This is a genomic window from Acidovorax sp. JHL-3, assembly GCF_000526295.1.
GTDB classification, from domain to species: domain Bacteria; phylum Pseudomonadota; class Gammaproteobacteria; order Burkholderiales; family Burkholderiaceae_C; genus Acidovorax; species Acidovorax defluvii.
In genome coordinates, this window is record NZ_JAFU01000001.1 from 1,568,566 (window position 1) to 1,582,239 (window position 13,674).

The following is a 13,674-nucleotide window of genomic DNA, read 5'->3' on the forward strand; positions in this document are numbered from 1 at the left end:
CAGGCCAAGGCAGTATGAGCGGCGCTACAGGCCGGTCTTGCTTTGCGAGCGCAGGAACAGGCGCGAGACGGTCTGCGCAGTCTGGGCGCGCAGGTCGGCGTCGCCTGCCCGCAACTCGGCCATGGTGCCGTGCAGCATCTTCTGGGCAAGACCACGCGAAAGGGCCTCCAGCACGGCATCGACATCTTCGCCTTTGGCCAGCAGCTTTTTGGCGCGCGCGATCTCCAGGGCGCGCCACTCGTCGGCCTGGGCGTTGATCTGCTGGATCAGGGGCACCACGCCGCCTGCGGCACCTGCGGGGCTGCGCAGCTCCATCCAGTGCATGAAGCTCTGCACCCCGGCATCGATGATGGCTTCGGCCTGCGCCACGGCCGCCTGGCGGTTGGCCTGGGCGGTCTGCACCACGCTGGCCAGGTCGTCCACGGTGTACAGGTACACGTCGCCCAGGGCCTTGACCTCGGGCTCGATGTCGCGCGGAACGGCCAGGTCCACCATGAACATGGGGCGGTGGCGGCGTTTTTTGAGGGCACGCTCCACGGCACCCAGGCCGATGATGGGCAGGGTGCTGGCGGTGCAGCTGATGATGGCGTCGAACTCGTGCAGGCGCTCGGGCAGGTCCGACAGGCGCATCACCTCGCCACCAAAACGGGTGGCCAGCTTCTCGCCGCGCTCCAGCGTGCGGTTGGCGATGGCAATGGACTGGGGGTTCCTGGCGGCGAAATGCGTGGCCGCCAGTTCGATCATTTCGCCCGCGCCGACAAACAGCACGCGGATCTCGGAGAGGTCTTCAAACAACTGGCCCGCCAGGCGCACAGCGGCGGCGGCCATGCTGATGCTGTGCGCGCCGATTTCGGTGCTGGTGCGCACCTCTTTGGCCACAGCAAAGCTGCGCTGGAACAGCTGGTTGAGCGTGGTGCCCAGGGCGCCCGCCGTTTCGGCGGCACGCACGGCGTTTTTCATCTGCCCAAGAATCTGGGCCTCGCCCAGCACCATCGAGTCAAGCCCGCTGGCCACGCGAAAAGCGTGGCGTGCCACCAGGCTGTCTTCCAGGGTGTAGGAGTGCGAGCGCAGCAGCGCGGGGCTTACGCCGCCGCTTTGCGCCAGCCACCCGAGCGTGTGGTCCATGGCCGCCTGCTCGCCGGCGCAATAGATTTCGGTGCGATTGCAGGTGGAAATGATGGCGGTTTCGACGCCGTTGTGGCGGCTGCTTTGGCCCAGCGACTGGCGCAACCCTTGCAGCGTGGGCGTGATCTGGTCAAGCGCAAACGCGAATTTACCGCGCAGATCGAGCGGCGCGGTGGTGTGGTTGATGCCGAGGGCCCAGACTGCCATAGACGCCGATTATAAAATTGTTCTCGGCATCAGGCACCGTGTTTGCCTAAGCCTTGATCTGGGTCACGTTTATGGGTCCGCTGGACGCTCTTTATCACGCCGTGAATTTCATGGCGCCCGCTGCGGCGCTGGCCGTTTTGCTGGCGCTGGGTGGGCGCTTGATTCGATCAAAAGGGGCGTTGGCGCTTTCCTGGCGTGCGCAAGTAGCTATCAATTTTGTGGTTGGCTGCGCCGTGCTGGTGGCTGGGTTGGTCGTGCTGGGCCGCGACGGCAAGATGCTGACCTATGCGGCGCTGGTGTTGGGCTGCGCCACCTGCCAGTGGGTGCTGGTGCGTGGCTGGCGGGGCTGAGCGCCGATTCGGTGCGGGTGCCGGGCCGCTTTGGCGCGGCACCTGACGGCTCACTGATCGGCCGGGCTGAACAGATCGACGCGGTCGGTGATGATGCCGTCGGTTCCCAGGTCGATCAGGCGTTGGGCGGCCCATTCGTCGTTGACCGTGTAGCTCAGGGCGCGCATACCCAATGCGTGGACCTGTTGCACCAGGGCGACATTCCACAGCGCGTGGTTGCACACCAGCGCCTGGCAGCCTAATTGCTGCGCCAGGGCCAGGCAGCCGTCTTGCAGGGTATCGACCAGCAGGCCGCGTGGCAGCTGCGGAGCAGCGGCCTGGGCCGCTGCCAGTGCGTCTGGCTTGAACGAGGTCAGCAAGGGCGGCACAGCCGTGGCGGGCCAGATGCGTGCCAGCAACTCGCCCACGGCGCGGCCTGTGGCGGCTTCGGCGCCAGGGGTGGGTTTGATTTCCACATTCAGGCAGTAATGGTTGGCCAGGCACCAGCGCGCCAGCGCCTCCAGTGTGGGCAGGCTCTCGCCAGCGAAGGCGCGGGAATGCCAGCTTCCGGCATCGAGTTGAGACAGCGCAGACCAAGGCCGCTCGCCGCCCGTGCCCTGGCCATTGGTGGTGCGCTGCAGCGTGGCGTCGTGCAGCAGAAACAGCACGCCATCGGCGCTGAGCTTGGCGTCGCATTCGAACATGCGGTAACCGTGCTGGGCCCCCAGCCGGAAGGCCGACATGGTGTTCTCGGGTGCCAGCTTGCCGGCACCGCGGTGGGCGATCCAGCGGGGATAAGGCCAGGAGGAAGTCATGCGGTGAATCCGACGGGCCGGGTCAGAGGCGTTTGCCGGTCTCGGCATGAAACCAGTGCAGGCGGTTTTCACGGGGCGTGACATGGATGGTGTCGCCCGCCTTGGGCGCGGCGCTGCCTTCTTCAATGCGCACGATCAGGCTGTCACCCCCCATGGTGGCGTACACCAGGCGCTCGGCGCCCAGCAGCTCGACCGTGTCCACGCGCACCTCCCAGCCTGCCGAGGTGATGTCCAGGTGTTCGGGGCGAATGCCCAAAATGGTGCCGGGCTTGCTGTTGGGCGCATGGCGCAGCAGGTTCATGGGCGGCGAGCCTATGAAGCTGGCGACAAAAATCGATGCCGGCGTGTGATAGACCTCTTCGGGCGTGCCGAACTGCTCCATCACGCCAGCGTTCATGACGATCATGCGCTGCGCCAGCGTCATGGCTTCGACCTGGTCGTGCGTGACGAACAGGCTGGTGATGCCCAGCTCTCGGTGCAGTTTCTGGATTTCGATGCGGGTTTGCGCACGCAGCTTGGCGTCGAGGTTGGACAGCGGCTCGTCGAACAAAAACACCTGCGGCTGGCGCACGATGGCGCGGCCCATGGCCACGCGCTGGCGCTGGCCGCCCGAGAGCTCGCGCGGCTTGCGCTCGAGCAGGTGGCCCAGTTCCAGGATCTTGGCGGCCTTGTCCACGCGCACCTTGATCTCGGCGATAGGCACCTTCTTGATCTTGAGACCGTAGGCCATGTTGTCGAACACGGTCATGTGCGGGTACAGCGCGTAGTTCTGGAACACCATGGCGATGTCGCGCTCGGCGGGTTCCAGGTTGTTGACCACGCGCCCGCCAATGGCAATGTCACCGCCCGAGATTTCTTCCAGGCCGGCCACCATGCGCAGCAGCGTGGACTTGCCGCAGCCCGAAGGGCCCACGATCACGATGAATTCGCGGTCGCTGATTTCTGCATTGATGCCATGGAGCACGGGCACGGCAGTTTTGCCGTGGCCATAACGTTTGACGACGTTTTTGAGAGAGATGGATGCCATAAACGGATGGGGTTCAGTATTTCAAAAAGCGGTGTGGGGCGGGGCTTACTTTTCGGTGTCCACCAGGCCCTTCACGAACCACTTTTGCATCAGGATCACCACGGCAGCTGGTGGCAGCATGGCCAGGATGGCCGTGGCCATGGCGATGTTCCAGTCGATGGAGGCTTCGCCGCCACCGCCGACCATGCGCTTGATGCCGATCACCACGGGGTACATGTCTTCGGTGGTGGTCATCAGCAGAGGCCACAAATACTGGTTCCAGCCATAGATGAACTGGATCACGAACAACGCGGCGATCGAGGTCTTGGACAGTGGCACCAGCACATCCTTGAAAAAGCGCATGGGGCCGGCACCGTCCATGCGGGCGGCTTCCACCAACTCGTCCGGCACCGTCAGAAAGAACTGCCGAAACAGGAACGTGGCGGTGGCCGATGCGATGAGCGGCAGGGTCAGCCCGCCGTAGGTGTTGAGCAGGCCCAAGTCGGCCACGACCTTGTAGGTGGGCAGGATGCGCACTTCCACGGGTAGCATCAACGTCAGGAAGATGGCCCAGAAGCACAGCATCTTGAACGGAAAGCGGAAATACACGATGGCAAAGGCCGACAGCAGCGAGATAGCGATCTTGCCCACAGTGATGATGATGGCGGTCACGAAGCTCACCCACATCATGTGGACCACATTGGTGTTGGAGCCAAGCTTGCCCGAGCCAAACAGCGCGGCTTTGTAGTTGGCCCACATTTCACCGCCGGGCAGCAGTGGCATGGGGGCCTGCACGATATCTGCGGCCGTGTGCGTAGAGGCCACCAGGGCCAGGTAAAGGGGGAAGGCCACCACCATCACACCGAGAATCATCACGGCGTGCGACAGCACGGTAAGCCAGGGACTGCGGTCAACCATGGAAGGCCTCCAGAGCGTCAAAAGGGCAGGGTGAAGTGATCAGAGCGGCAGGCATCAGTACTGCACCTTCTTTTCGACATAGCGGAACTGCACCACGGTCAAGGCCACCACGATGATCATCAGAACAACGGACTGCGCCGCCGATCCGCCCAGATCGAGCGCCTTGAAGCCGTCCAGGAACACCTTGTAGACCAGGATGGTGGTGGACTGGCCGGGGCCGCCGCTGGTCATCGCATCGATGATCCCGAAGGTGTCGAAGAACGCATAAACAATGTTGATCACCAGCAGGAAGAACGTGGTGGGCGACAGCAAAGGCAGCTGGATATTCCAGAACCTGCGCCAGGGGCCGGCGCCGTCAATGGATGCGGCTTCAATCAGCGATTTGGGGATGGATTGCAGGCCCGCCAGAAAGAACAGAAAGTTGTAGGAAATCTGCTTCCACACCGAGGCCGCAACGATCAGGCCCATGGCCTGGTTTTCGCTCATCAGGTGGTTCCAGCTGTAGCCCAGCTTGCCCAGAAAATACGACACCACGCCGATCGACGGCGAAAACATGAAGATCCACAACACCCCGGCGATCACCGGCGCAACCGCGTAGGGAACGATCAGCAGGGTTTTGTAAACCATGGCGCCGCGCACGATGCGGTCGGCAAAAATTGCCAGAACCAGCGACACCACAATGCCCACTGCAGCCACCAGCACGGAAAAGAAGGCGGTGCGCTGGAACGAGTTCAGGTAGGTCGGGTCGTCCAGCAGGTTGCGGAAGTTTTCCAGCCCCACCCATTCGGTTGACATGCCAAAGGCGTCCTGCACCTGCAGCGACTGCAGCACCGCCTGGCTGGCGGGCCAGAAGAAAAAGACGCCAATGATGACGAGTTGGGGCATGAGCAGCACCCAGGGGAGCCATCGGGAGCGGAAAAGTACGCGTTTTTCCATGGGATTTCACAATAAAACATCCGCCGGGGCCCTTGCGGGGCGCGGCGGATGGGGCTGGGCTTGCGCACAAGCGCGGCCTCAGAAACAAATAAAAATGGGGCCGGGGCCGCATCGGGTGGCGCTATTTTGCCCTGTACCTTGCGTCCCCGGCACTGCGGGACCAGGCTGCGGGACCAGGCTGCGGGACCAGGCTGCGGGACCAGGCCGCCACCGCGCCCCGCGCCATGCGGGGCTGCCAGTGGCTTACTTGCCTTTGTTGGCGCGCTCAAAGCGGGCCAGCAATTCGTCGCCGCGCTTCACGATCGAGTCCAGTGCGGTCTGGGCCGATTGCTTGCCCGACCACACCTGTTCGAGTTCTTCGTCCTCGATGGTGCGGATCTGCACATAGTTGCCCAGGCGGATGCCGCGCGAGTTGTTGGTCACCTTGCGCACCATCTGCTGCACGGCCACATCGGTGCCGGGGTTCTTCTGGTAGAAGCCCGACTTGTCGGTCAGGTCATAGGCCGCCAGGGTGATGGGTAGGTAGCCCGTGCGCTGGTGGCTGGCTGCTTGCACCTTGGTCTGCGACAGGAAGTCGAAGAACGTGGCCACGCCCTTGTATTCGGCGGACTTCTTGCCCGCCATGACCCACAGCGAGGCGCCACCGATCACGGTGTTTTGTGGCGCGCCCTTCACGTCGGCGTAGTAGGGCAGGGGGGCCAGACCGTAGGCGAACTTGGCGTTCTTGGCCACGTCGCCATAGAAACCCGAGGACGTCTGGATCATGGCGCACTCACCGGCGGTGAAAGAGGCCTGGGCGGTGGAGCCGCGGCCCTTGTAGACAAACTCGCCCGCAGCCGCGGCCTTGGCGAGGTTGTCGATGTGGCGCACATGCAGCGGTGAATTCATCTTCAGGCGCGCATCCATTCCAGCCAGGCCGTTTTGCTTGGTGGCGAACTCGACGTTGTGCCAGGTGGAGAAGCTTTCGAGCTGCGTCCAGCCCATCCAGGCCAGCGTCATGGGGCAGCTGTGGCCGCTTGCTTTCAGCTTCTTGGCGGCGGCAAACACTTCAGGCCAGGTGGCGGGAGCCTTGTCGGCGTTCAGGCCCGCCTTCTTGAAGGCGTCCTTGTTGTAATAGAAGATAGTGGTCGAGCTGTTGAACGGGAAGCTCAGCATCTGTCCGTTGGGGGCCGTGTAGTAGCCGGCCACGGCGGGGATGTAGGCCTTGGGGTCGAAGGCCAGACCGGCATCGCCCATCACCTTGCCAACGGGCACGGTAGCACCCTTGCTGGCCATCATGGTGGCGGTGCCCACTTCAAACACCTGCAAGATGTGCGGCGCATTGCCCGAGCGGAAGGCCGCAATGGCGGCTGTCATGTTTTCGTCATACGAGCCCTTGTAGGTGGGCACCACCTTGTATTCCTTCTGGCTCTCGTTGAACTGTTTGGCCAAGTCATTGACCCACTCGTTGTTCACGGCCGTCATCGAATGCCACCACTGGATTTCGGTTTGGGCTTGTGCAGATACGCACACGGTGGTGGCCAGGGCGGCGGTCAGGGCCAGCTGCTTGAATTGCATGAATACTCCTCCAGAATGACGAAGACACAAAGGCGCGATGCTAGGTGGCGTTTGTGTCGATGATGTGACGTTGTCCCACAGGGCTGATACGCCAGCAATCGGGGAAACCCGCTTTGCGATGGTTGTTGCAAAGGCCATTGCGACGGCGGCCGAATTGTGACATTCATGAAACAAATGGTGTCAATTCATGGACAGCGTCAAGGCCATTGCGGGGCGGGTGGCGATTTTTGTTGCAATGCATCATGCTTGCCCCCTTGAGGGCTCGCCATGCCGTGTGCATTTGCAAGCCCGGTCTTTTTCCAACCTTTCGTTTGCCATGGCCACCACCTCTCTGGATAAAAGCAAGATCAAGTTCCTGTTGCTGGAGGGTATTCACCCCTCAGCGCTGGATGTCATCCGCGCAGCCGGGTATTCGCAGATCGAGACCGTTGCAGGGGCGCTGCCCGATGACGAGCTCAAGCGCAAGATTGCAGACGCCCATTTCGTGGGCATCCGCTCGCGCACGCAGCTGACCGAAGAGGTGTTTGCCCACGCCCACAAGCTGGTGGCGGTGGGTTGCTTTTGCATCGGTACCAACCAGGTGGACCTGAATGCGGCACGCGAGCGCGGCATTGCCGTGTTCAACGCGCCGTACTCCAACACCCGGTCGGTAGCCGAGCTGGTGCTGGCCGAGGCCATCTTGCTGCTGCGCGGCATCCCCGAGAAGAACGCCGTGGCGCACCGCGGTGGCTGGCTCAAGTCGGCCGACAACGCCTACGAGATCCGGGGCAAGACCCTGGGCATCGTGGGCTACGGCTCCATCGGCACGCAGCTGTCGGTGCTGGCCGAGGCGCTGGGCATGCATGTGGCGTTTTATGACGTGGTCAGCAAACTGCCCCTGGGCAATGCCCGGCAGGTGCCCGATCTGCACACGTTGCTGGGGCAGAGCGATATCGTGAGCCTGCATGTGCCCGAGTTGCCATCCACCGCGGGGATGATCGGTGCGGCTGAAATTGCGGCCATGAAGCCCGGCGGCATTCTGATCAATGCAGCGCGGGGCACCGTGGTGGAGATTGAGTCGCTGGCCGACGCCCTCAAGGCCAAGAAGCTGCTGGGCGCCGCCGTCGACGTGTTTCCGGTGGAGCCTCGCACCAACAAGGACGAGTTTCAGTCGCCCCTGCGGGGACTGGACAACGTGATTCTGACCCCGCACATTGGCGGCTCCACCATGGAGGCGCAGGCCAATATCGGGCTGGAAGTGGCGGAAAAGCTGGTGAAGTACAGCGACAACGGCACCAGCACGTCGTCGGTCAACTTCCCCGAGGTGGCGTTGCCCGCGCACCCCGGCAAGCATCGCCTGCTGCACATTCACCGCAATGTGCCGGGTGTGCTGTCCGAGATCAACCGCATCTTGTCGGACAACCAGATCAACATCTCGGCCCAGTATCTGCAGACCAACGAGAAGATTGGCTATGTGGTGATCGACATCGACGCCGCGTCGTCGGACCTGGCGCTCGACAAACTGGCCCATGTGCCCGCAACGCTGCGCAGCCGCGTGCTGTTCTGAGCTTGCTCCTGTAAATATAGCTGGTGGCGCTTGCTGGTAAAGCGCTGCGGGCTGATTTTGTTTTAGAACCCACATTCATCGCCTTGGGGGCCGCCCCGGCGCTCAGGGCCGGGCGGCGCAGCCGGAGGCGGTGGCATAAAATTCCGACCCCAAGGCACAAGGGCGCGCCGCGTCCACCCAGGTTGATCCCATGAATGTTCCGATTGCGTTGGCCGCCCTGCAGACGCAGGCTGCCGAGCCTGTTCGTCTGCGCGAAATTCCCTATAACTACACCTCGTTCTCCGACCGGGAGATCGTGATTCGCCTGCTGGGCGCGTCCGCCTGGGAGGTGCTCGACCAGCTGCGCAATGAGCGCCGCACCGGCCGCTCTGCCCGCATGCTGTACGAGGTGCTGGGTGACATCTGGGTGGTGCAGCGCAACCCCTACCTGCAAGACGACCTGCTGGACAACCCGGCGCGTCGCAAGTTGCTGGTCGATGCCCTGCAGCACCGCCTGGGCGAAATCGACAAGCGCCGCACCCCGGCCGACGATGCCGAGCGCGACCGCCTGGTGGGCGAACTGGCACAGGCCGCGCGCCGCGCCGTGGCCGAATTCGATGCCACGTTCGAGCAAGCCGCCACGCTGCGCCGCCAGATCCAGCGCACGCTGGGGCGCCTTACGGCCAAGGACAACATCAAGTTTGACGGCCTTTCGCGCGTGAGCCATGTGACCGATGCGACCGACTGGCGCGTCGAATACCCGTTTGTGGTGCTCACGCCCGACACCGAGTCCGAGATGGCTGGCCTGGTCAAGGGCTGCATCGAGCTGGGCCTGACCATCATCCCGCGTGGGGGCGGCACGGGTTACACCGGCGGCGCCATTCCGCTGACCTGGAAGAGCGTGGTCATCAACACCGAAAAGCTCGAAGCCATGACCGAGGTGGAGATGCGCCGCCTGCCGGGCATGGACAGCGAAGTCGGCACCGTGTGGACCGAAGCCGGTGTGGTCACCCAGCGCGTGGCGGATGCCGCCGAACGCGCAGGCTATGTGTTTGCCGTGGACCCGACCAGTGCCGAGGCCTCGTGCATTGGCGGCAACATCGCCATGAACGCGGGCGGCAAGAAAGCCGTGCTGTGGGGCACGGCGCTGGACAACCTGGCCAGCTGGCGCATGGTGACGCCCGAGGCGCAGTGGCTGGAAGTGACGCGCCTGGACCACAACATGGGCAAGATCCATGACGTGGACGTGGCCACCTTCGAGCTGCAGTACTTTGAGGCCGATGGCAAGACGCCCGTGCGCACCGAGCGCCTGAGCATTCCGGGCAAGACCTTCCGCAAGGAGGGCCTGGGCAAGGACGTGACGGACAAGTTCCTGTCGGGCCTGCCGGGTATCCAGAAAGAGGGCTGCGATGGCCTCATCACCAGCGCGCGCTGGGTGGTGCACCGCATGCCCGAGCACACGCGCACCGTGTGCCTGGAGTTCTTTGGCAATGCCAAGAATGCGGTGCCTTCCATCGTGGAAATCAAGGACTTCATGTTCGCCGAGCAAAAGCGCAGCGGCGTTCTGCTGGCCGGTCTGGAACATCTGGATGACCGCTATCTCAAGGCCGTCGGTTACGCCACCAAGAGCAAAAAGCACGGTGGTGGTTTGCCGAAGATGGTGCTGTTTGGTGACATCGCGGGCGACAACGCCGACGACGTGGCGCGCGTGACCAGCGAGGTGGTGCGCATTGCCAACTCGCGCAGCGGCGAAGGCTTTATCGCCATCAGCCCCGAGGCGCGCAAGAAGTTCTGGCTGGATCGCAAGCGCACGGCGGCCATCAGCCGCCACACCAACGCCTTCAAGATCAACGAAGACGTGGTGATTCCGCTGCCGCGCATGGCCGAGTACACCGACGGCATCGAGCGCATCAACATCGAATTGAGTCTGCGCAACAAGATCAAGCTGTGCGACGCGCTCACCGATTTTCTTGAGCGTGGCAACCTGCCCCTGGGCAAGCACGACGACGCCAACGAGATTCCATCGGCCGAACTGCTGGAAGACCGCGTGGCCCAGGCTGGTGCGCTGGTGGCCGAGGTGCGTGCGTTGTGGTCGGGCTGGCTGCAGGACGTGGCCACCCTGTTCCCGCAACTGCAGGACCACACCCTGCGCGCCAGCTGGAAGACCCAGCTGCGGGCCCCATTGCAAGGCATTTTTGCGGGCGCTGCGTTCAAGCCCATCCTGGACGAGGCCACGGCCATCCACCAGCGCGTGCTCAAAGGCCGCGTGTGGGTGGCGCTGCACATGCACGCGGGCGACGGCAACGTGCACACCAACCTGCCGGTCAATAGCGACGACTACGAAATGCTGCAGACCGCGCACCAGGCGGTTGAACGCATCATGGTGCTGGCGCGCAGCCTCGATGGCGTGATCTCGGGCGAGCATGGGATCGGCATCACCAAGCTGGAGTTTCTGACCGACGAAGAACTGCGCCCGTTTGCGCAATACAAGCAGAAGGTAGACCCGGAAGGCCGCTTCAACAAGGGTAAATTGCTACGAAATCAGGAGCTTGTTGCGCTTGATGGGAAAGGGCTAGAGGCCAATTTGGCTTCAAAAATGCCGTTGTACGCCGATCTGACCAACGCCTACACCCCCAGCTTTGGCCTGATGGGACACGAGTCGCTCATCATGCAGCAGAGCGATATCGGTGCCATTGCCGATTCGGTGAAGGACTGCCTGCGCTGCGGCAAGTGCAAACCCGTGTGCTCCACGCATGTGCCGCGCGCCAATTTGCTGTACAGCCCGCGCAACAAGATCCTGGCGACCTCGCTGCTGGTCGAGGCTTTCCTCTACGAGGAGCAGACGCGCCGGGGCGTGAGCATCAAGCATTGGCAAGAGTTTGAAGACGTGGCCGACCACTGCACCGTGTGCCACCGCTGCGAGAGCCCCTGCCCGGTGAAGATCGACTTTGGCGACGTCACCATGAACATGCGCAACCTGCTGCGCAAGATGGGCAAGAAGAGCTTCCGCCCCGGCAACGCACTGGCCATGGCCATGCTCAACGCCACCAACCCCGACACCATCAAGCTGCTGCGTTCGGCCATGGTGGGCGTGGGCTTCAAGGCCCAGCGCATGGCGGTTCAGATCTTGCGCAAGGTCAGCCGCAAGCAGACCACCCGGCCACCCGCCACGGTGGGCACCGCGCCCATCAAGGAGCAGGTGATCCACTTCATCAACAAGAAGCTGCCCGGTGGCCTGCCCAAACGCACGGCGCGCGCGCTGCTGGACATCGAGGACAAGGATTACGTCCCGATCATCCGCAACCCCCAGGCCACCACGTTTGATACCGAGGCGGTGTTCTACTTCCCGGGCTGCGGCTCGGAGCGGCTGTTCAGCCAGGTGGGCCTGGCCACGCAGGCCATGCTGTGGCATGCGGGCGTGCAAACCGTGCTGCCGCCGGGCTACCTGTGCTGTGGCTACCCGCAGCGCGGCAGCGGCCAGTTCGACAAGGCCGAGAAGATGATCACCGACAACCGGGTGCTCTTTCACCGTGTTGCCAACACGCTCAACTACCTCGACATCAAGACCGTGGTGGTGAGCTGCGGCACCTGCTACGACCAGCTGCAGGGCTACGAGTTTGACAAGATCTTCCCGGGCAGCCGCATCATCGATATTCACGAATACCTGCTCGAAAAAGGCATCACGCTGCCCGCAGGCCAGGGCGGCTACCTGTACCACGAGCCCTGCCACAACCCCATGAAGCAGGGCGACTCGATGAAGACCGTGCGCGCCCTGGTGGGCGACAAGGTGCTCAAGAGCGAGCGCTGCTGCGGCGAATCGGGCACGCTGGGCGTCACCCGGCCCGACATCTCCACCCAGGTGCGCTTTCGCAAGGAAGAGGAAATTCGCAAGGGCGAGGCCCAGCTGCGCGCCAGCGGTGCCGTAGGCGCGCAGGACAACATCAAGATCCTCACGAGCTGCCCGAGCTGCCTGCAGGGCATCACCCGCTACGGCGACGACCTGCAGACCGGCCTGCTCGAAGCCGACTACATCGTGATCGAGATGGCCAAGCAGATCCTGGGCGAGAACTGGCTGCCCGAGTATGTGCAGCGTGCCAACAATGGTGGCATCGAGCGTGTGCTCGTATGACACACGATTGCCCGCTGTGCCGTGAAGATGGCGGGGCGCTCATCTGGCGCGGTGCGCGGTTGCGCGTCATCCGTGCCGACGAGGCGGGTTTTCCCGCCTTTTACCGCGTGGTCTGGAACGCCCATGTGGCCGAGTTTTCCGACCTGAACGCCCCGGAGCGAGCGCATTGCATGGATGTGGTGGCACAGGTTGAACAGGCCCTGCGCCAGTATCTGCAGCCCACCAAGGTCAACATTGCAGCGCTGGGCAACATGGTGCCGCACCTGCACTGGCATGTGATTGCGCGCTTTGACTGGGACAGCCATTTCCCGGCGCCCGTGTGGGCGTCTGCCCTGCGACACAGCCCTGCAGCGCAGCAAGCGGGCGTGTCGGCCCGGTTGCCCGTGCTGGAGGCAGCGCTGCAGTCCAAGCTGGGCCAGCTGGCCTGAGGGTCCGCTAATCCATCCGGTATCCCTGATCAGCAAGTGCCCGCCTGCGGGTGGGACAATGGCCGAGGTCTTAACCAACAGTTTTCTCACAGGTGAATCCATGGCAGGTTTGAAAGCGGGCGCGCCCACGCCGCAGGCACTGACGGTGCATGAGGCATCGCGGGTGCTTGAAGTGGGGTTCTCTGACGGCGCCACGTTCCGAATTCCGTTTGAGTTGATGCGTGTGTATTCGCCGTCAGCCGAAGTACAGGGCCATGGCCCGGGCCAGGAGGTGTTGCAGACGGGCAAGCGCGATGTGGTGCTGGTCGGCCTGGAGCCCGTGGGCAACTACGCCGTCAAGCCGCTGTTCTCGGACGGCCACGAAAGTGGCATCTTCACCTGGGATTACCTTTACGAACTGGGCCAGCAGCAGGATGCGCTGTGGGCGCAGTACACCGCGCGCCTGGCCGCTGCCGGCACTGACCGCGATACGCCCATGGCGCCCAAGGGCGCCGCAGGCGGCAATGGCTGCGGCAGCCACTGAGGCTGCAGGCGGGGAATGTCTCAGGCGGTGCGCGCCATCCGTTTGATACCCCTGTGATTCATTGTGCTATTAAGATAATAGCTGTCTGCGCAATAACTACGGGCGCTGATGGCCAATTTGTTTTACTGGCGTTGTTTTAATCGCGACAGATGCCCCAATTGAGTGCGGGGTTGTCG

Annotated in this window: 11 protein-coding genes; 5 read left to right on the forward strand and 6 right to left on the reverse strand. The window is 63.2% G+C overall.

Annotated elements, in window-relative coordinates:
• Positions 1-24: 24 nt before the first annotated feature.
• A complete protein-coding gene (gene hemA, locus K226_RS0107410) occupies positions 25-1,332 on the reverse strand; it encodes a glutamyl-tRNA reductase (RefSeq protein ID WP_024814199.1) in 1,308 nt (435 codons plus the stop codon).
• Between the two features lie 71 nt (positions 1,333-1,403).
• On the opposite strand from hemA, the gene K226_RS0107415 reads away from it, so the two are divergent.
• Positions 1,404-1,682 carry a hypothetical protein gene (locus K226_RS0107415; RefSeq protein ID WP_024814200.1) on the forward strand — a complete coding sequence of 93 codons (279 nt, stop codon included), beginning with the start codon at positions 1,404-1,406 and terminating at the stop codon, positions 1,680-1,682.
• A gap of 50 nt (positions 1,683-1,732) precedes the next feature.
• Here the strand turns inward: K226_RS0107415 and ugpQ are convergent, their stop codons facing one another.
• From ugpQ to ugpB, 5 genes are all read right to left on the reverse strand, one after another.
• Positions 1,733-2,476 carry a glycerophosphodiester phosphodiesterase gene (gene ugpQ, locus K226_RS0107420; protein WP_024814201.1) on the reverse strand — a complete coding sequence of 248 codons (744 nt, stop codon included), beginning with the start codon at positions 2,474-2,476 and terminating at the stop codon, positions 1,733-1,735.
• Between the two features lie 22 nt (positions 2,477-2,498).
• Entirely contained in the window at positions 2,499-3,503 is a 1,005-nt protein-coding gene (ugpC, locus tag K226_RS0107425) for a sn-glycerol-3-phosphate ABC transporter ATP-binding protein UgpC (RefSeq protein WP_024814202.1), read from the reverse strand.
• Positions 3,504-3,548: 45 nt separating this feature from the next.
• Complete coding sequence (gene ugpE, locus K226_RS0107430) at positions 3,549-4,400, reverse strand: sn-glycerol-3-phosphate ABC transporter permease UgpE (protein WP_024814203.1); 852 nt, start codon at positions 4,398-4,400, stop codon at positions 3,549-3,551.
• Between the two features lie 54 nt (positions 4,401-4,454).
• A complete protein-coding gene (ugpA, locus tag K226_RS0107435) occupies positions 4,455-5,336 on the reverse strand; it encodes a sn-glycerol-3-phosphate ABC transporter permease UgpA (RefSeq protein WP_024814204.1) in 882 nt (293 codons plus the stop codon).
• A gap of 243 nt (positions 5,337-5,579) precedes the next feature.
• Positions 5,580-6,893 (reverse strand): sn-glycerol-3-phosphate ABC transporter substrate-binding protein UgpB, encoded by a 1,314-nt coding sequence (gene ugpB / locus K226_RS0107440; RefSeq protein WP_024814205.1) that lies wholly within the window; start codon positions 6,891-6,893, stop codon positions 5,580-5,582.
• A gap of 316 nt (positions 6,894-7,209) precedes the next feature.
• Between ugpB and serA the strand changes: the two genes are divergently transcribed.
• The 4 genes from serA (at position 7,210) to K226_RS0107460 (ending at position 13,498) form a co-directional block, all read left to right on the forward strand.
• A complete protein-coding gene (serA, locus tag K226_RS0107445; protein WP_024814206.1) occupies positions 7,210-8,439 on the forward strand; it encodes a phosphoglycerate dehydrogenase in 1,230 nt (409 codons plus the stop codon).
• A 190-nt stretch (positions 8,440-8,629) separates the two neighbouring features.
• The gene (locus K226_RS0107450) at positions 8,630-12,547 is read left to right on the forward strand and encodes an FAD/FMN-binding oxidoreductase (protein ID WP_024814207.1); all 3,918 of its coding nucleotides are present in this window, start codon (positions 8,630-8,632) and stop codon (positions 12,545-12,547) included.
• Positions 12,544-12,975, forward strand: coding sequence for an HIT family protein (locus K226_RS0107455; protein WP_024814208.1), 432 nt, complete (start codon positions 12,544-12,546; stop codon positions 12,973-12,975). The genes K226_RS0107450 and K226_RS0107455 overlap by 4 nt, the downstream gene beginning before the upstream one ends.
• Positions 12,976-13,075: 100 nt before the next feature.
• Complete coding sequence (locus K226_RS0107460) at positions 13,076-13,498, forward strand: gamma-butyrobetaine hydroxylase-like domain-containing protein (RefSeq protein WP_024814209.1); 423 nt, start codon at positions 13,076-13,078, stop codon at positions 13,496-13,498.
• The last annotated feature ends 176 nt before the right edge of the window (positions 13,499-13,674 follow it).